Genomic DNA, 19,508 nt, shown 5'->3' on the forward strand with positions numbered 1-19,508 from the left:
TTTCTTAAATGAGTATTATATATATTGATGGAAATAGTTTAACATTAGAGGATCTTGTAAAGGTTGCAAGAGAAAATTATAGGGTGGAATTAACTAAGGAAGCAGCTGAAAGAGTAAATAAAGCAAGAGCTTTAGTTGATGAATTTGTAGATGGTGGAGAAGTTATATACGGAATTACTACAGGATTTGGATTGTTTAGTGATGTTCTTATATCAAAGGATCAAACTAAAGAGCTTCAAAAAAATTTAATTGTAAGTGATGCTTGTGGAGTAGGTAATCCTTATCCTGAGGAAGTTGTAAGGGCAGCTATGCTTTTAAGAGCTAATGCTTTATCAAAGGGCTATTCTGGAATAAGATTAAGTGTGTTAAATACATTAATAGAAATGCTAAATAAATGTGTACATCCGATAATACCTGAAAAGGGTTCTGTAGGTGCTAGCGGTGACTTGTGTCCATTAGCTCATATGGTTTTAGTAATGCTGGGAGAAGGAGAAGCTATTTATCAAGGGGAAAGATTGTCTGGTAAGGAAGCAATGGCTAAAGCTAAAATAGATACTGTAGAACTAATTTCAAAGGAAGGCTTGGCACTAATAAATGGTACCCAGGTTCTAACAGCTGTTGGAGCATTGGCAGCTTATGATGCAAAAAAGCTTACAAAGCTTGCAGATATAGCTGCAGCTATGACAGCAGAAGCATTAAATGGAATAGTAGATGCTTATGATGAAAAAGTTCAGCAGGTAAGGCCTCATAATGGTCAAATTATATGTGCGCAAAATATGCTTAAAATATTAAATGGTAGTAAGTCCACTTCTAGACAAGGTGAGATAAGAGTACAGGATGCTTACACTTTAAGATGTGTACCTCAAATTCATGGCGCTAGTAGAGATGCTATAGATTATGTTGTAGATAGGGTCAGCACAGAAATCAACTCTGCTACCGATAATCCGTTAATATTTGCAGATGATAGACAAGTTATATCAGGAGGAAATTTCCATGGACAACCAATGGCATTAGCGTTTGATTTCTTAGGAATTGCTGTAGCTGAACTTGCCAATGTTAGTGAAAGAAGAATTGATAGACTTGTGAATCCTTCATCAAGTGGGCTACCGGCGTTTTTAGTTAAAAATGGTGGATTAAATTGTGGATTTATGATACCACAATATGTTGCTGCAGCTTTAGTGTCTGAAAATAAAGTGTTAGCACATCCTGCATGTGTAGATTCTATACCTACTTCAGCTAATCAAGAGGATCATGTTAGCATGGGTTCTATTTCAGCTAGAAAGTCTAGAGAAATTTTAAATAATGTTATGAATGTTCTTGCTATAGAGATAATGACCTCAGCACAAGCAATAGATTTTGGAGCTTCAGATAAACTTGCTTCTGGGACAAGAGCGGCATATAATAAAATAAGAGAGGAAGTGGCCACTTTAGAAAATGATAGAATTATGTATTTAGATATAAATAAATGTTATAAATTAGTAGCAAGTCATAAGTTGGTGGAAATAGTGGAAGAAGAAATAGGAGAGTTAAAATAAATTAACGAGTATATAATTATTATATTGACAATTTTTAAGATTACAAATATAATAGTCATTAATAAATAAATTAATATTATGAATATTAAAAGCTATGACAGAGAGAAAAATATTCAAATACTTTAATTACAGAGAATCAACATTTGCTGAGAGTTGATGTTAAAGTGAATATATAATAGTAGCTCTAGAGCTTCCTTGTTGAAAAAAATGAGTAGATGAGGACGTATACCAGCGATATATGGTTAGGGTTCATCAGAGATAACATATAGTATGTATTAATTATACTTTATTTGTTATTTACTATAGATCGACCTGAAAAAGATGTGGTTATAATATAACCATAAATAGGGTGGTACCGCGGAAGTATAGTCTTTCGTCCTTATAATATTTTAATTATAAGGACGAAGGGCTTTTTTTATTATCCATTTTTAAAATAAATAAATTAAGGGGTGTTTTATTCATGAAAAAAACTACAAAGGATTTTTTAGTAATAGGTCTTGCATTGTTTGCTATGTTTTTTGGGGCAGGTAATTTAATTTTTCCTCCTTACCTTGGAAATTTAATGGGAAGTAAATTTATTTTAGCTACATTGGGATTTGTAATAACAGGAGTGGGGTTCCCGTTTCTAGGTATACTAGCTTGTACTAAGACCAATGGAAACTTTAATGATATGGCAGGAAAGGTAAGCAAAAGCTTTGCAATAATATGTTCTGTTGCTATTTTTTTAGCTATAGGACCAATGCTCGCAATACCAAGAACTGCAGCTACCACTTATGAATTAACTATACAGCCTGTATTTCCATGGATGTCCTCTATGGTTTCTATGATTTTATACTTTGCACTAAATTTATGTTTCGTTTTAAGACCTTCTAAAGTAATAGATAGTATAGGAAAGTTTTTAACACCAGCCTTATTAATTGCCCTATTAATATTAATAATTAAGGGACTATTATCTCCAATAGGAATTGTTATAGATACAAATACATCATCTGTATTATCTAATTCCTTAATAGAAGGATATCAAACTATGGATGCTTTAGCTGGATTGATGTTTGCCACAGTAATTACTTCCTCAGTAATTCAAAGGGGTTATAAAGATAAGGAAGCTATAAGTATAACTATAAAATCTGGACTTGTTGCAATATTTGGATTAGCCATAGTGTATGGGGGACTAATGTATTTAGGAGCGCAAACAAGTTCTATACTACCAAAAGATATATCTAAAACTGCTTTATTATTAGAAATATCAAAAAGAAGCTTAGGGAAATATGGAAGTGTAATAATTGGAATTGCCATGGGGCTTGCTTGTTTTACTACGTCTATAGGATTGATAACAGCAGGATCAAGCTTTTTTGATAAAATAAGTAATGGAAAGTTACCATATAAAATAAATGCTATAGTAATATCTTTAGTTAGTATAGCTATGGGGAATTTTGGAGTAGATAAAATAGTTAAAATATCCGTACCGGTATTAAGTATCCTATATCCTGTGGCCATAACTCTTATATTAATAACTTTATCTAAAAGTTTATCTAAAAATAATTTTGTGTTAAGGGCTTCAGTATATACTTCATTAATATTTGGTATAATTGAAACATTGCCATCTATAGGTGTTAATGGAGGATTTATTAAAGAATTTCTTAATATAATTCCATTATCAAGTATAGGATTTGCTTGGGTCACTCCTACACTACTATCTTTAGTAATATCATTATTTATTACCAAAGGAAATGAAAATGGTTCTAATAAGATTTTAGAAAGCTAGATGTTCTTTCTGAAGTAAATAAAAAAATCAGGGAAATTCCCTGATTTTTTATTTATCTATATTTTTGTTTAACTCTTTGAACCTTTGGCTCTTTTCCTTCAAGAGGAATTAAGTCTTTTTTATTTGTCATATTTCGTATATTCATTATTTCTATTTGTTCTCTATTTTCCTTACCTTTTTTACCTTTTAGTCCTTGAACTAAAACATAATTACCTTGAGACACAGGAATAAAGGTGATAGGTTTAAACCATCTATTTTTTTTATAAGTGCATTTAACAACATTTTTACTTCGTTCTGGTTTTACAAGAAGCGTTGCGGTTAATTTATGGAAAATCCAAAGTATGGTTTTTTCTTCAACTTTTACAGATATTACATTACCTTGTACTTGAGATAATCTGTCACCATATTTTTTTATATAATTTTCTGCATAGTACTTATTTATTTTTTCTCTGAAGCCCATATTTTATTACTCCTTTGCGTTAAAATATTTGTAATAAATGACAATATAATTCCAAAATATAATATTATGTGTATATTATAGCATACTATTTTAAGTTTTAAAAGAAACTTTGATAATACCGAATCCACTTTTATATTTTATCCATAGAGTATAGTTATTATTTGCAGATATTAAAAATTAGAAATCATAATCTGGAAAATAAAACACGCTCTTAAAATATTTTAATAAATAATGGTAAATAATATACAATGATGTATAATATTTATTGATATGCAAATCAAATAAAAACTATTTATTATTAAAATATAACTAGTTTTTATTTGATTTATAAAAGAAAGGGGAATATATTATGACAAAAAATCAATTAGCAAGAATGATAGATCATACTGTTTTAAAGGCTGATACAAAAGAGGAAAAGATAGAGGAAATATGTAAGGAGGCACTTCAATATAACTTTGCGTCTGTGTGTATTAATCCGTGTAACATAGAATTTGCAGCTAAACTTTTAAAGGGAAGTGAAGTGAAAGTTTGTACTGTAATAGGATTTCCATTAGGGGCAAATACTACAGCTACAAAGGCATTTGAAACTAAAGATGCAATAGAAAAAGGTGCTTCAGAAGTTGATATGGTTATAAATATAGGAAAACTTAAGGATAAGGATTATGATTATGTAAAGAAAGATATAGAGGCAGTGGTTAAAGAGGCAAAAGGAAAGGCTTTAACTAAAGTTATTATAGAAACATGTCTTTTAACTGATGAAGAAAAAATAATGGCATGTAAATTATCAAAGGAAGCAGGATCAGACTTTGTAAAGACCTCCACAGGCTTTTCTACAGGAGGGGCAACGGTTTCAGATATAAAAATTATGAGAGAAGCTGTAGGAGAAAATTTAGGAGTTAAAGCATCAGGTGGAGTGAGAACCTATGAAGATTCTATAGCGATTATAAATGCAGGGGCAACAAGAATTGGTGCATCAGCTTCCATTGATATAATAAATAAGGCAAAATAATAAATACTAGTCTTAAATTAAAGCCAGTTAAAAGCTGGCTTTTTTCTTTTTTTTACTTATTTACATAAAATTTATTTCTAAAACTAAATTAGACGAATATTATTATAATAACGGGATAAAAGGGGGGAGAATAATGTTAAGAAAACTTACAGTGGAGGAAGTAAAATATAAATCTAGTTTTAAAAATATTGCTATGGGTATAGATAATAAATACTATCTTCCAGAGTATGATGAAGTATATACTCAAATAAAGACTGCCTTAGAGATAAATAAGGAAGGTTATAATGTTTATCTTATAGATGATTTTTCAAAGGATAAACTAGAAAATATAGTAAGCTTTGTGGAAAGTAACTTTAAAGAAGAACCTCCAAAGGATATATGCTACGTGGTTTATGAAGACACTAAGAATCCCAAGGCATTTTTTTTAAGTAATGGAAAAGGAAATGTATTTAAAAAGTATGTAGAAGATATTCAAAGAATTTATTTAGAAAATACATTTGATTTTTATAACACATCAGAGCATAAAGAAAAGGAAAAGCTAGTTGAAATAGTTGAGAAGAATAGAAGCGAACTTGTAAGTAAAATGGTAAAAATTGCAGAAGAAAATGGGTTTGATATAAAATTTAGTCAAGGAGGCTTTACCTTTGTTCCTATAAAAGATGATGGAAACCCTATGAGTGAAAAGGAATATGATGTGCTTGAGTCAATTGAAAAAGATGATATTTTAAATAAGGTTTCTGTATTAAAGAAAAAGGCTCAAGATATACTAGATGAGATGAAAGATAAAGAAGAAGAAGGAATTGAAAATATAAAAGAATTATTAGTTGAATACTATACTGAGTGTAGTAAGGAGATAAAAAAGTCTTATAAAAAGGAATTTAAAGGTGAAGAACAAGTACTTAGTTTCTTAGATAATATGTGTACTGAAATAGAGAAGCAGCTTGTGGATAACTATACAATGAGTTATGAGGAAGATGAAGAAGGCATAAGTGAAATAATATATAAATATACAGTAAATGTAATTGTTGATAATACAAATTATAAAAAACCTAGATGTATATATGAAGAAGATCCAAGTCTTTCAAATCTTTTAGGAAGCATAGAATACGAGAATAAAAATGGAACCTATGTAACAGATGTAAGTTTAATTAAAGCAGGGTCTATGTTAAAGGCAAATGGTGGATGCCTTATTATTAGAATAAATAACTTGCTTGCAAATCCATCATCCTATTATTATTTGAAAAAGTCTCTTATGAATGAAAAAGTTGATATGGATTACAACAGGGGATATTTAGAACTTCTTTCATTAAGTGGACTGCATCCAGAACCTATTAAAATAAAAGAAAAGGTTATATTAATTGGAGATTATCAAAGCTATGATGTGCTTTATAGCTACGATGAGGATTTCAAGAAGATATTTAAAATAAAGGCGGAATTTAATCCTTTAGTAAAAATAAATGACAATAATCATAGTGCACTAATTAGAATTATAAATAAGATAACAAAAGAAAATAATTTAATGCCTCTTGAGAAAGGCGCTGTGCTGGAAGTAGAAAAATATCTTTCAAGAGTTGCAGAAAGCAAAAGAAAGATGGTATTTAATGATTGGCAAATAGATAAGATTTTAATGCTTGCAAATAATAAGGTTGTAAATGAAGGCAGAAATAAAATAAAGGCTAAGGATATAGTGAGTATAGCTTATCAGGAAGAAACTATAGAAAAGGAATTTCAGGAGTACTTTGAGGAAAAGAAAATATTTATAAATGTATGTGATAAGGCTGTTGGGCAAATAAATGGTCTTACAGTTCTAGACACAGGATACATTAGCTTTGGAAAGCCTGTAAAAATAACCTGCTGCTGCTATAAAGGAGATGGCAATATAATAGATGTTCAAAAGGATAGCGATTTGAGCGGAAAAATACACAGTAAAGCAATAAATATATTAAGGGGGTATATGAATACTTTAATGGGAGGATATAGAAAACTTCCAGTAGATTTTCATTTGACCTTCGAGCAAATATATGGAAAAGTTGATGGAGATAGCGCATCAGTTGCAGAAGTGGTTGTAATGTTATCTTCTTTAAGTAAAATAGGCATAAAAAACAATATAGCTGTAACAGGTTCTTTAAATCAGTTTGGAGAAGTACAGCCCATAGGAGGAGTAAATGAAAAAATAGAGGGATTCTTTAAGGTTTGCAAAAAGATAGATACAGTAAAAGGAAAGGGAGTTTTGATACCTGCAACTAATATAGATAATATAGTATTAAGTCCGGAAGTAGAGCAGGCCATAGCAAAGGGAAGTTTTTCAATATATACTATGGATACTATTGAAGATGCAGTAAACTTGCTTATGGGAGAAGATGGGATTGATTTTAAAGGGGTGTTGAAAGTCATGGAAAATGAAATGATTAAATACACTTCAGTACCTACTGTTACTCCTAAAAAGAAAAAATCATCTTCTAAGGCAAAAGTGAAAGAGGAAGTTGTTGAAAAAAATGAGATAGAATAAATAAAATAAAAAAACTTAAGGGGTAAAATATCTCTTAAGTTTTTTTATTTTAAATTATTTGCATTACTAACTTTGGTATATTATAATTTATAAGGAATTATACATAAAGTTAGGAAGGGAATGTGTACATATATGAAATTAGGAATTGTAGGTTTACCAAACGTAGGTAAAAGTACCTTATTTAATGCTATAACTAATGCAGGAGCGGAAGCTGCAAACTATCCATTTTGCACTATTGAACCAAATGTGGGAGTTGTAACTGTTCCAGATAAGAGATTAAATGTATTAGAAGAAATATATAAATCCAAAAAGAAGGTATATGCAAGTGTAGAGTTTTATGATATAGCAGGTCTTGTAAGAGGTGCAAGTAAAGGTGAAGGATTAGGAAATAAGTTTTTATCACATATAAGAGAAGTTGAAGCTATACTTCATGTGGTAAGATGTTTTGATGACCCTAACGTAGTTCACGTTGAAGGTTCTGTAGATCCTATAAGAGATATAGAAACTATAAGCTTAGAACTAGTATTTTCCGATATGGAAGTTTTAGATAGAAGAATGGAAAAGAATAATAAACTAGCAAAAAGCGGAGATAAGAAGGCAAAGCATGAACAAGAACTTATGGAGCAAATAAAAGCTCACCTAGAATCAGGAAAACCTGTAAGAACTATGGAACTAAATGATGAAGATGCTGAATTTGTGAGAGGATTATTCCTTTTAACATCTAAGCCAGTATTATATGCAGCAAATATATCTGAAGATGATTTAATGTCAGGGAATTTAGATAATGATTATGTAAAAAAGGTTAAGGAGTACGCAGCTGCTGAGGATTCAGAAGTTGTTGTTATAAGTGGAAAGATAGAAGAAGAACTTTCTTCTTTAGATGAAGAAGAAAAGAAGGAAATGCTTGAAGAATATGGTATTGAAGAGCCAGGTCTTGATAAGCTTATTCATGCGGGTTATAAGCTTTTAGGACTTATGAGTTATTTAACTGCAGGACAGCAGGAAGTAAGAGCATGGACTATAAAAATAGGCACTAAAGCACCAGAAGCTGCGGGTAAAATTCACTCTGATATAGAAAAAGGATTTATTAGAGCAGAAGTAATAGCCTATGATAAGCTTGTGGAATGTGGTTCTGAAGCAGCTGCAAAGGAAAAGGGATATTATAGATTAGAAGGAAAAGAATATGTTATGAAGGATGGCGATATAGTTCAATTTAGATTTAATGTTTAATCTAAATTATAGATTACTAATTGCTATCAGGAAACGAATAAATTTAGAGAAAAATTCTGCATTTAGCAGAATTTTTTTTGTTTATTTATAAAAAAATCTTGACCCTTACCTAACGTAATGGTTTACTATATACATATAGGGGGAATAATATGAAAAAAGAAAAGTTATTTACAGTAGGTGAATTTGCAAAAGCTGCCGGAATAACTATAAGAACTTTAAGATATTATGATAAAATAGGACTTTTAAAACCCTGTGAGTATAATAAGGCTGGATATAGACTTTATAATAAAAGGGATTTTGGTAAACTCCAAAATATACTTACATTAAAGTTTATAGGGCTTTCGTTAGAAGATATAAAATATATCATAGAAAAGGATATAAGCGACGAAAATTTTAAAAAATCACTCGAAATTCAAAAAAGCATAATGGAACAAAAGATACATCATCTTAATCATGTAATAAGATCCATAGATGAAACGCTTCAAATGGTAAATAAAAATGAAGGATTAGATTGGAATAAGTTTATAGATATAATAAGCATAATAAATATAGATAATAAATGGATGGAGCAGTACTATAATGCTTCTAATTTAAGAGAAAGAATAAAAATTCATGAATTATATAGTACTAATAAAGAAGGTTGGATGGAGTGGTATTTTAAATTCTTGAATTTTAATAATAAGAAGAAGGTTCTTGAGTTAGGCTGCGGAGATGCAACCTTTTGGACAAAGAATTTAGATAAGATTCCAGAAGGCTTAGAAATAACATTAACAGATTTTTCTGAAGGAATGTTAATGGATGCTATGAAAAATCTAGAAAAAGCTAAAATGAAATTTAACTTTAGAGTTGTAAATATAGAAGAAATACCTTTTTATGATAACTCTTTTGATATAATTATAGCAAATCATATGCTATACCATGCTGAAGATTTAGATAAGGCATTAAGTGAAATAAAAAGAGTTTTGAAACCTGATGGGTTATTTTATGCGTCTACTGTAGGGAAAGGTCATATGAAAGAAATGAGAGAATTAGTTGGAAATATAGATGAAGAACTTTTGAGTATAGAGTCGTTTAATTTAACTAAAAAATTTCAGCTGGAAAATGGGAAAAATATACTTAAAAATTATTTTGATTATATTACCTTGAAAAGATATGAGGATAGCTTAAAACTTACAGACATAGAAGCTCTTATAAACTATATACTTTCTATGCCAGGAACAATAGAAGAGAACTTTGACTATAAAAAAATAAATGACTTAAAAGTTTTACTAAAAGATAAAATTACTGATAAAGGGTATATATATATAACAAAGGATACAGGTTTTTTTATGTGTGAAAAATAATTTTTTATAATATAAATATGATTTTAAGGAGAGTGTTTTAAATGACAAATAAAAAGATACCTTTTTCACCACCAGATGTAACTGGCGAAGAAATAGAAGAAGTGGTTAAAGCATTAGAATCTGGATGGATAACTTCAGGACCTAGAGTTATGGAGTTTGAAAAAGTTATGGCGAAATATACAAATACAAATAATGCTGTAGCAGTAGCTAGTGCAACCGCAGGAATGGAACTTGTTTTAAAAGTTTATGATATAAAAGAGGGTGATGAAGTTATAACAACTCCATATACCTATACTTCCACAGCTAATGTAATACTTCATAGAGGAATAAAGCCTACTTTTGTAGATGTAGAAAAGGAAAGCTTTCTTATAGATATAGAAGGGATTGAAAAGGCTATAACCCCTAAAACAAAGGCAATCATGACAGTAGATTTTGCAGGAGTTCCTGTAGATTATGATAAGATAAGAGAAGTGCTTAAGAGAAAAGGAAGAGAAGATATAATTTTAATTTCTGACTCTGCACATTCCTATGGAGCTTCTTACAAAGGAAAAAAGGTAGGAGGACAATTTGATTTTCATGTATTTTCTTTTCATGCAGTGAAGAATTTGACTACTGCAGAAGGCGGAGCAATAACATATAACGATAATAATTTTCATGGAAAAGAAGATTTGCTAAAGGTGCTTAAGTATACATCGCTTAACGGTCAATCTAAAGATGCATTATCTAAAATGAAGGCTGGAGCATGGAAGTACGATATAATAACTGATGGACTTAAATGTAACATGACAGATATTCAAGCTGCATTAGGTCTAGTACAAATGAAACGATATGGAGAAATGCTTAATATAAGAAGAAGTATATTTGAAATATATACAAATGCATTAAAGGATAAACAGTGGGCTATAATACCATTTTCAAAAGATGATATAAAAGAAACTTCTTATCATTTATATCCTCTTAGAGTAAAAGGGTTTGAAGAAGAGCAAAGAAATGCAGTTATTCAAGAGCTCGCAGAAAAGGATATTGCAACTAATGTTCACTTTATACCTTTACCAATGTTTACATTATTTAAAAATTTAGGATATAAAATAGAAGATTATCCAAATGCATATAATCAATATAAAAATGAGATAAGTCTTCCAGTATATTCAACTCTTTCATTAGAAGATGCTGAATATTTAATAAAGGAACTTATAAAGGCAGTTGAAAAACAACTATAGAAATAAGACGACGATTTTTAATGCTCTGGGTCGTATAGAATTTTCATCTAGGAAGGCGTTCATTTCGCCGAGAATCGCTAATATTTATAAATTTAAAATCCCTAAGCCGTCTAAACTCGCCATCGCTCAAACAGTAGGCGGCTCTTAACGGTATTTTAAATTTATAAATAAAGCTATTCTAAGGCTCATTCAATGCCTTCTACGATAAAAATTCTATGCTTCCAGAGCATTAAAAAGTTCTTCATGTGAACTGCTGAAGGAAGAAATTCAGCTAACTGAATTTCTAGGATGTTTTAGGAATTAGCACATAAAGATTTTTAGGGCGATAGCCTTTAAGTTTAGAAGAATTTATACAAAATAAATGAAAAATTTAATTTATAAGTTAAAGAAAAATAGTATTATAACAGATTCTTAATAAAAAAATAGGATGATTAATATTTTGCGACCTATCGGCCTGTGGGCTTATCAGACCTTTGATAAGTGGTAATTGAAAAGAAATTTCGGCAAAGCGAAATTTCTTCCTTCAGCAGTGTGCATGAAGACATTTTAATGCTGAATTTAGTATGGGATTTGCATTGTAGAAGGCTTTGAACAAGCAATTAGAAGCTCTTTATTTATGAATTTAAAACACCGTAAAGAACTTTTTACTGTCTGAGGGGCAGCGAGTTTAAAAAGTTTAGGTGATTTAAATTCATAGATATTAGAGCTTCTTTACGTAGTGAACGCTTTCTTAAATGCAAATCCCATACGATAGGTTCAACATTAAATATGTCGTAATATCCTTTTAGTGTGTTTTTTAAACCTAGCTATATAAATTTTAGCTGGGTTTTATTTTTTGACTATTTTTAAATAAATTCTTATAAAAGATGACAAAATAAATATATTCTTAAATAAAAAAGGGAGTGATTATATGAACAGAAGAAAAGGGGAACACGAAGAAGCTATAGAGAGGGCTAAAAATATGGTGGAATCTAATATTGGAATAACTGAGATACTTTCAACTACAGATTTAAGTAAAGATGAAGTGAAAAAAGCAATGCAAAATATGGATAAAAAGCTTAATGATTAAGAGATAAATTTTTAAATTTGCTTTGAAGATTTCAAGAGCTAGGTTGTATAAAATGGTTATATTATATATCATCCTAGTTCTTGAAAAGGTTATCTTAATTATTAATGAATGCTCTACTTTCCATTAGAGTGTTATAGTTACAATAAAAAGGATTTTAAAATAGACTGAAATGGCATACTTTAATATTTTTCAAATTTTTATTAAAAACTTCTTTTAAAGAAGGATTTTTTGGTTTATTATAGAATAATAAGAGAAGTGGTATAAAGTGGTTTAATGTGGAGTGAAATAGTTAATTGAGGTGTAAAAATGTTTATAGGGGAGTATATCCATGCTATAGATCCTAAAAATAGAATGATAGTCCCTGCAAAGTTTAGAGAAAATCTAGGGGAAAAGTTTATATTAACCAAGGGATTGGATGGATGTTTATATATTTACACACTAGAAGATTGGAAGGAACTAGAAATAAAGTTAAAAAAGCTCCCTTTAACCAGTAAGGATGCAAGAGCATTTGTAAGGTTTTTCTTTTCAGGTGCTAACGAAATAGATATGGACAAGCAAGGAAGAGCATTAATACCTCAGAACTTATTGGAATATGCCCATATAAAAAAGGAAATAGTAAGTATAGGAGTATCTAATAGAATAGAAATATGGAGTAAGGAAAGTTGGGAAGAATACAATGAATCTAATGTAGATTACGAAGCAATAGCGGAAAAAATGAGTGAACTAGGAATTTAAAATATAAAGGTGGTAACAGTATGGAATTTAAACATGTATCTGTATTATTAAATGAAACAATTGATAGTTTGAATATAAAGGAAGATGGAATATACGTAGATTGTACCTTGGGTGGAGCAGGGCATTCCAGTGAGATACTTAAAAGACTTTCTGATAAAGGAAGACTTATAGGTATAGATCAAGATGAAGATGCTCTAAGTGCTGCAAAAGAAAAATTAAAGGACTATAAAAATGTAACTTATGTACACGATAATTTTTATAATATAGAAAATATTTTAGAAAACTTAGGTATAGACAAGGTAGATGGAATAATTGCAGATTTAGGAGTTTCTTCATATCAATTAGATGAAAAAGACAGAGGGTTCAGTTATATGAATGATGCTCCATTAGATATGAGAATGGATAGAAGAATAGAGTTTTCTGCGTACAATGTGGTTAATGAGTATTCTTTTGAAGAATTATATAAAGTTATAAGAGAATATGGAGAAGAAAATTTTGCGAAGAGAATAGCCCAATTTATTGTAGAACATAGGAGTGAGAAACCTATAGAAACTACAGGCGAGCTTACTGAGATAATAAAAAGGGCAATACCAGCTAAGTTTAGAAGAGAGGGGCCTCATCCATCAAAAAGAACTTTTCAAGCTATAAGAATAGAAGTGAATGGAGAACTTAGAATTTTAAATAAGGCAATGGAAGATGGAGTAAGTAAACTAAAAAGTGGAGGGAGAATGTCCATAATAACCTTTCACTCGTTAGAAGATAGAATAGTTAAAAATAAGTTTAGGGAATTAGAAAGCCCATGTGATTGTCCAAGGGACTTTCCTATATGTGTATGTGGAAAAGAATCTATGGTAAAGGTTATATCTAGAAAACCAATAGAACCATCAAGGGAAGAAGTGGAAGGTAATCCAAGAAGTAGAAGCGCTAAGCTCAGGGTTGCAGAAAAAAAATAAAGTTACTTGTTCTAATTAAAAAGGGGAGTGAATAAAGTGATAATAACGGAGAAGAAGGCATACGGCAGCTATATAAATGGTAATACGGTGCTAGCACCAGAACCTGAAATATCACAAAATGGGGGGCACAAAGAAAACAATAGTAAAAAGGGGATAAAAAAAGATAAAAAAGTTTCAAGTGGAAAATTAAAGGCACTTAGAAATATAGGGGTTACTTTTATAATTGGAGTTACACTTATAGGACGTTATAGTATGATATACGGAATGCAAAGAGAATTAAATGCCATCGGTCTAGAAATTAATACTATAAATAAGGAAAATGAAAATTTAAGAGTAGAACTGGTGAAGTTTAATAACTTGCAGTATATAGAGGATGTTGCTACTAATAAACTTAATATGGTAAGTCCTACTAAATCAAATATAATGTACTGCAATTTAAAAAACGAGATGGTTAAGGCTTCGAAAAAACAATTAGATACACAAAAGGATGAAGGATTAATAAAAAATTTTTTTAGCAAGTTATTTTAACGGAGGTATATGTTTTGGATAAAAAAGTATATAGGGATAGAGTTATAATTAAGAAAAGAATGTTTATTATACTGCTAGTCCTTATATTTTTATTTACCTGCCTTATAGGAAGGTTAAGTTTTATTATGATATATAAATCCCCAAAGTATGAAAAGATGGCAGTAGACCAATGGACCAGTGAAGTTCAGATTTCTGCTAAAAGGGGAAGAATATTGGATAGAAACGGGAATGAACTTGCAGTAAGTGCTAATGTGTATAGAGTAGATTTAGACTTAAATACATTGAGAAATACCATGGAAGATTTAAAATTGACTCCGGAAGATATAGGAGCAAAGTTATCCCAAATACTTGAAATGAAAACAGATGAAATAGTAAAAATTATAAACAAAAGATTCCCAAGTGGCCTTCCTTATGGATCAGCTACATTGAAAAGAAGAATAGAGAAACCTATAGCAGATAAAGTTAGAGATTTAAAATTAAATGGCGTAATAGTTTCTGCAGATACAAAAAGATATTATCCTAATAATAACTTTTTAGCTCATGTATTAGGACACACTAATTCTGATGGAAATGGTTTGACTGGAGTAGAGCTTAGTTACAATAAGATCCTTTCAGGAGAGCCTGGAAAAAGAATAGCAGAAATGGACAGCACAAGATCTAGGGAGCTTCCATATGTTATATCTGAATTTAGTAAACCTAAAGATGGGAAAGATGTGGTTTTAACTATAGATGAAATGATACAGCATTTTGCTGAAAAAGCTGCTGACCAGGCTTTAAGCGATAATAAAGCTAAAGCTGTTACTATAATTGCAATGGATCCTAATAATGGTGAAATACTAGCGATGGTTAATAAGCCAGATTATGATCCTAATAATCCATGGATAGAAGGTAAGAATTACGAAGAACTCCAAACCTTTTGGAGAAATAGAGCAGTAAATGATGCCTATGAACCAGGTTCTATTTTTAAAGTTATTACTGCTGCTGCTGCACTTGAAGAAAATGCAATAAGTAATAGTGATAAATTTGTTTGCAATGGTTCTGTAACAATAGGGGGTAGGACAATTCATTGCTGGAAAACATCTGGACATGGAACACAAGATTTTACAGGCATACTTAAAAACTCCTGTAATGTTGGCTTTGCAGAAGTAGGTAAAAAAATAGGTAAAGAAAAGTTGTATCAATATATTAAAAAATTTGGGTTAGGCGAAAAAACTGGTATAGATTTATCAGGAGAGGCCAGAGGAATAATTAAAAAAGCTGAAAATATGGCAGACATAGATTTAGCTACAATTTCTTTTGGACAGGCAAATACAATGTCTCCTATTCAGTATTTAACAGCTTTTAATGCAGTAGCTAATGGTGGAAAGCTTATTACACCACATGTACTTAAAAAAGTAGTTCACTCTGATGAAAAGACAGGGAAAGAAGTTGTAGATGAGGAATATAGTAATTTTAATGAAAGACAAATTTTAGATAGCAATAAGGCGGCCATTTTGAGAGGTTATTTAGAAAAGGTAGTATCTGAAGGTGGAGGAAAGAAAGCCTTTATTGAAGGGTATCATATAGGTGGGAAAACAGGTACTGCACAAAAGGTTATAAATGGGGTGTATGGTCAAGGTAAATATATATCTTCATTTGGAGGTATGGCGCCAGCAGATAAACCTCAAATAACTTTATTTGTATCTATTGATGAACCAGATCCATCTAACTATTATGCTGGGCAAATTACAGCTCCAGTAGCGCAGCAAGTATTTAATGATATATTTAATTATTTAGCATTTAAAGCTGATGCCACCTCAGATGAAGTAGCAGAAAGTCTTAAAAAGGATGTAGTTATTCCTGAAATAAGAGGTATGAAAAAAGCGGATGCATTAAAGGTATTAAAAGAGTATAATTTAGATTATCAAGTGGAACAAAATGGAGAGTATATCGCGGATATTAATCCAAAACCTGGATATACTGTGAAAGAAGGAAGTAAGATTCTTCTTTACACAGGAAATTCTTCAAATTATAATAATAAAGTGGTAGTAGTTCCAAGTATAACTGGATATAGTATTGAAAGAGCGTCAGAACTTTTAAATAGCTTAGGACTTAAGGTTCAGTATGAAGGATATGGACTTATATATGATCAAAGCTTAGAGGAAGGTAAGGAAGTATCTAAAGGAACTACGGTTTTTGTAAGATTAGAAGAAGTAGGAGATTAATTACAGTGAACGGCTTGCCGTTCACTGTTATACTGTAAAGGGGTGTTTAAAATGCTTTTAAGAAAATTATTAAAAGGATTAGATTATAAATTATTAAATGGTGATGATAATTTAAAAATTAACAATATAAACTATGATTCAAGAAAAGTAACGAATGGAGATATGTTTGTTGCTATAAAAGGATATAGTACCGATGGACATAAGTTTATACACAAGGCATATGAAAATGGAGCAAAGGTAATCCTATGTGAAGATATACTTGATGATATGCCAAAGTGCACTATTATAAAAGTTTCAGATAGTAGAAAAGCACTAGCAATTGCAGCATCAAACTTTTATGAGAATCCTAAAGATAAGCTTAAAATAATAGGAGTTACAGGTACCAATGGAAAAACTACTTCTACATTTATGATAAAATCAATACTTGAAACAGCAGGTTATAAAGTAGGTCTTTTAGGAACTATTGCTAATTACATTGGTAATAAAAAGTTACATGCTGATAGAACTACCCCAGAATCGTTAGAAATGCATAGTTTGTTTAAAGATATGGTAGATGATGGTGTAGATTATTGTGTAATGGAAGTATCATCACATTCGCTTTATCTAGATAGAGTTTATGGAATAGAGTTTCAGGAAGGTTTATTTACAAATCTAACTCAAGATCATTTAGATTTTCATGAGACTTTTGAGAATTATTACAAGGCTAAGTTCTTACTATTTAAAAATAGTAAGAATTCCATAATAAATATTGATGATATTTATGGTGAGAGAATATACAAGGAAGTTTTATCAAATAAAATAACTTATTCTTTAGACAAAAGTGCCAATGTAGCGGCTTCTGATATAGTTATGCATTCCCGTGGAGCAGAATTTGATATGAATTATAATAACAACAAAATTCATGTTGAAATTAATATACCGGGGAAATATAACATAATGAATGCTTTGGGTAGTGCTTCTGTGTGTATATGTGAAGGAATAGATATTGAAGTTATAAATAAGGGACTTGCAAATATGTCAGGGGTACCTGGTAGATGCGAGTTAGTTACTAAAGATTATGATTTAGGATATGATGTTATAATAGATTATGCACATACTCCAGATGGTCTTGAAAATATATTAAAGACAGCTAAAGAATTTACTTCAGGAAGACTTATAAGCGTATTTGGCTGTGGAGGAGATAGAGACAAAACTAAAAGGCCTATAATGGGTAGACTAGGCACTGAGTTAAGCGATATAGCTGTAATTACTTCCGATAATCCAAGAAGTGAAGAACCAATATCTATAATAAATGATGTAGTTTCAGGAATAGAAAAACATAATTATATAGTAGTAGAAAACAGACGTGATGCTATAAAAGAAGCTATGAAAACTGCAAAAAAAGGTGACGTAGTAGTTGTTGCAGGGAAAGGTCATGAAGATTATCAAATATTAAAGGATAGAACAATACACTTTGATGAAAGAGAAATAGTAAAGGAAATAATACAGGAATTGTACTAGAGGAAGGAGTTTTTCAAGTGGAATATATGAATTTTGATGAAATAGTAACTGCTGTAGGAGGTAAGGTAATAGTAAGAGGGAATGCCTTTGATTATGACAATATATCAACGGATACGAGAAAGATAGGGGAAAAGAGTATATTCATAGCTCTTAAGGGAGAAAACTTTAATGGAAACAATTATATAATTGAAGCAAGTAATAATGGAGCTTTGGTATGTATAGTTGATGAGCTGAATTTTAAAACGGAAGATTTAAAGGAGTATACGTCTATAATAAAGGTTGATGATACGAAAAAGGCTTTACTAGATTTAGCAGAATACTATAGAACGATGCTTAATATAAAAATTGTAGGAATCACAGGTTCCACTGGAAAAACTTCAACAAAGGATTTAACTCATGCAGCATTAAGTGGTAAGTTTAAGGTTTTTAAAACAGAAGGGAATTTTAACAATGAAATAGGACTTCCGCTTATGATGTTTAAATTAGATAGTACCTTTGATATAGCAGTACTCGAAATGGGAATGAATAATTTAGGTGAAATACACAATATGGCAAAGGCTGCTAAACCGGACATAGCTCTTATAACTAATGTTGGAATAACACATATAGAAAATTTGAAAACTAGAGAAAATATATTAAAGGCTAAATTAGAAATTACAAATTTTTTTAATAATGAAAATACATTAATAGTGAATGCAGATAATGATTTTTTATCAGAAATTGAATTTAATAATTTTAATGTCGTGAAAACAGGAATAGAAAATAAAAAAGATTTATATGCTTATAATATAATGTTAAATGAAAAAAGTATAAGCTTTACAGTTCGGGAAGATTCTACGGGAGAAGAAGAAGATTTTCATATTGAAGCACCAGGTAAACATAATGTGCTTAATGCACTCCTAGCTATAGCATGTGCTAGAAAGTTAGGTATAGAATTCAAACTAATAAAACAAGGATTTAGTAATTTGAAGTTTACTTCTATGAGATTGGATATAATAAAAGAAGAAAAGTTTACCATAGTTAATGATTGTTATAATGCAAGTCCGGATTCTATGAAAGCGGCTATAGAAGTACTTATGAACATAAACGGGGATAGGAAAATAGTAGTACTTGGAAGTATGAAAGAACTAGGACATAAAGCATATGAAGCTCATAAGGAAGTGGGAATGTTTTCAAAATTAATGGGAGTAAATACTTTAATAGCTGTAGGAGAATTCCAAGATGCTTATGAAGAAGGGTTTAAGGAAGATATAAGCAAAAGAGATATTGGGGAAGTTATAAAAGTGCAGGATACAGACCAAGCGGCAAAGGTTTTAAAAGAGTATTTAAAAAAAGATGATGTAGTACTTGTGAAAGCATCTAGAGCTATGCGTTTTGAAAAAATTGTAGAAGCTTTAAGAAGCAATTAATTCGAGGAGGTGAAGGGCTCTTAAGTAAGAGAGCCTGAC

At 30.5% G+C, this 19,508-nt stretch carries 15 protein-coding genes and 1 other annotated feature; of the genes, 14 read left to right on the top strand and 1 reads right to left on the bottom strand.

What is annotated here, in order from left to right; translation table 11 throughout:
- Positions 1-8 precede the first annotated feature (8 nt).
- Both hutH and brnQ read left to right on the top strand, forming a co-directional pair.
- Complete coding sequence (gene hutH / locus DP68_RS15030; protein WP_035310904.1) at positions 9-1,535, top strand: histidine ammonia-lyase; 1,527 nt, start codon at positions 9-11, stop codon at positions 1,533-1,535.
- 85 nt (positions 1,536-1,620) lie between these two features.
- Positions 1,621-1,919: a binding site (T-box leader), on the top strand.
- A 76-nt stretch (positions 1,920-1,995) separates the two neighbouring features.
- On the top strand, positions 1,996-3,300 hold the full coding sequence (brnQ, locus tag DP68_RS15035; protein ID WP_035310906.1) for a branched-chain amino acid transport system II carrier protein: 1,305 nt from the start codon (positions 1,996-1,998) through the stop codon (positions 3,298-3,300).
- A gap of 52 nt (positions 3,301-3,352) precedes the next feature.
- On the opposite strand, the gene DP68_RS15040 is transcribed toward brnQ, so the two are convergent.
- On the bottom strand, positions 3,353-3,760 hold the full coding sequence (locus DP68_RS15040) for a hypothetical protein (protein WP_035310907.1): 408 nt from the start codon (positions 3,758-3,760) through the stop codon (positions 3,353-3,355).
- A gap of 349 nt (positions 3,761-4,109) precedes the next feature.
- On the opposite strand from DP68_RS15040, the gene deoC reads away from it, so the two are divergent.
- From deoC to murF, 12 genes are all read left to right on the top strand, one after another.
- Positions 4,110-4,769 carry a deoxyribose-phosphate aldolase gene (gene deoC, locus DP68_RS15045; RefSeq protein ID WP_035310910.1) on the top strand — a complete coding sequence of 220 codons (660 nt, stop codon included), beginning with the start codon at positions 4,110-4,112 and terminating at the stop codon, positions 4,767-4,769.
- Between the two features lie 133 nt (positions 4,770-4,902).
- A complete protein-coding gene (locus DP68_RS15050; RefSeq protein WP_035310911.1) occupies positions 4,903-7,278 on the top strand; it encodes an ATP-binding protein in 2,376 nt (791 codons plus the stop codon).
- 132 nt (positions 7,279-7,410) lie between these two features.
- Entirely contained in the window at positions 7,411-8,508 is a 1,098-nt protein-coding gene (gene ychF / locus DP68_RS15055) for a redox-regulated ATPase YchF (RefSeq protein ID WP_035310912.1), read from the top strand.
- Between the two features lie 149 nt (positions 8,509-8,657).
- The gene (locus DP68_RS15060; protein WP_035310914.1) at positions 8,658-9,851 is read left to right on the top strand and encodes a methyltransferase domain-containing protein; all 1,194 of its coding nucleotides are present in this window, start codon (positions 8,658-8,660) and stop codon (positions 9,849-9,851) included.
- A gap of 41 nt (positions 9,852-9,892) precedes the next feature.
- Positions 9,893-11,071, top strand: coding sequence for a DegT/DnrJ/EryC1/StrS aminotransferase family protein (locus DP68_RS15065; protein ID WP_035310916.1), 1,179 nt, complete (start codon positions 9,893-9,895; stop codon positions 11,069-11,071).
- A 910-nt stretch (positions 11,072-11,981) separates the two neighbouring features.
- Positions 11,982-12,140, top strand: coding sequence for a hypothetical protein (locus DP68_RS19745; protein WP_291549604.1), 159 nt, complete (start codon positions 11,982-11,984; stop codon positions 12,138-12,140).
- Between the two features lie 306 nt (positions 12,141-12,446).
- A complete protein-coding gene (mraZ, locus tag DP68_RS15070; RefSeq protein ID WP_035310917.1) occupies positions 12,447-12,875 on the top strand; it encodes a division/cell wall cluster transcriptional repressor MraZ in 429 nt (142 codons plus the stop codon).
- 20 nt (positions 12,876-12,895) lie between these two features.
- Positions 12,896-13,828, top strand: coding sequence for a 16S rRNA (cytosine(1402)-N(4))-methyltransferase RsmH (gene rsmH, locus DP68_RS15075; RefSeq protein WP_035310920.1), 933 nt, complete (start codon positions 12,896-12,898; stop codon positions 13,826-13,828).
- 36 nt (positions 13,829-13,864) lie between these two features.
- On the top strand, positions 13,865-14,356 hold the full coding sequence (locus DP68_RS15080) for a septum formation initiator family protein (RefSeq protein WP_035310922.1): 492 nt from the start codon (positions 13,865-13,867) through the stop codon (positions 14,354-14,356).
- Between the two features lie 59 nt (positions 14,357-14,415).
- The gene (locus DP68_RS15085; RefSeq protein ID WP_291549638.1) at positions 14,416-16,560 is read left to right on the top strand and encodes a stage V sporulation protein D; all 2,145 of its coding nucleotides are present in this window, start codon (positions 14,416-14,418) and stop codon (positions 16,558-16,560) included.
- A 51-nt stretch (positions 16,561-16,611) separates the two neighbouring features.
- The gene (locus DP68_RS15090) at positions 16,612-18,060 is read left to right on the top strand and encodes a UDP-N-acetylmuramoyl-L-alanyl-D-glutamate--2,6-diaminopimelate ligase (protein WP_035310925.1); all 1,449 of its coding nucleotides are present in this window, start codon (positions 16,612-16,614) and stop codon (positions 18,058-18,060) included.
- Between the two features lie 17 nt (positions 18,061-18,077).
- The gene (gene murF / locus DP68_RS15095; protein WP_035310927.1) at positions 18,078-19,469 is read left to right on the top strand and encodes a UDP-N-acetylmuramoyl-tripeptide--D-alanyl-D-alanine ligase; all 1,392 of its coding nucleotides are present in this window, start codon (positions 18,078-18,080) and stop codon (positions 19,467-19,469) included.
- Positions 19,470-19,508 lie beyond the last annotated feature (39 nt).

The sequence above is a fragment of the Clostridium sp. HMP27 genome, from assembly GCF_000765165.1.
GTDB lineage: Bacteria > Bacillota > Clostridia > Clostridiales > Clostridiaceae > Clostridium_AK.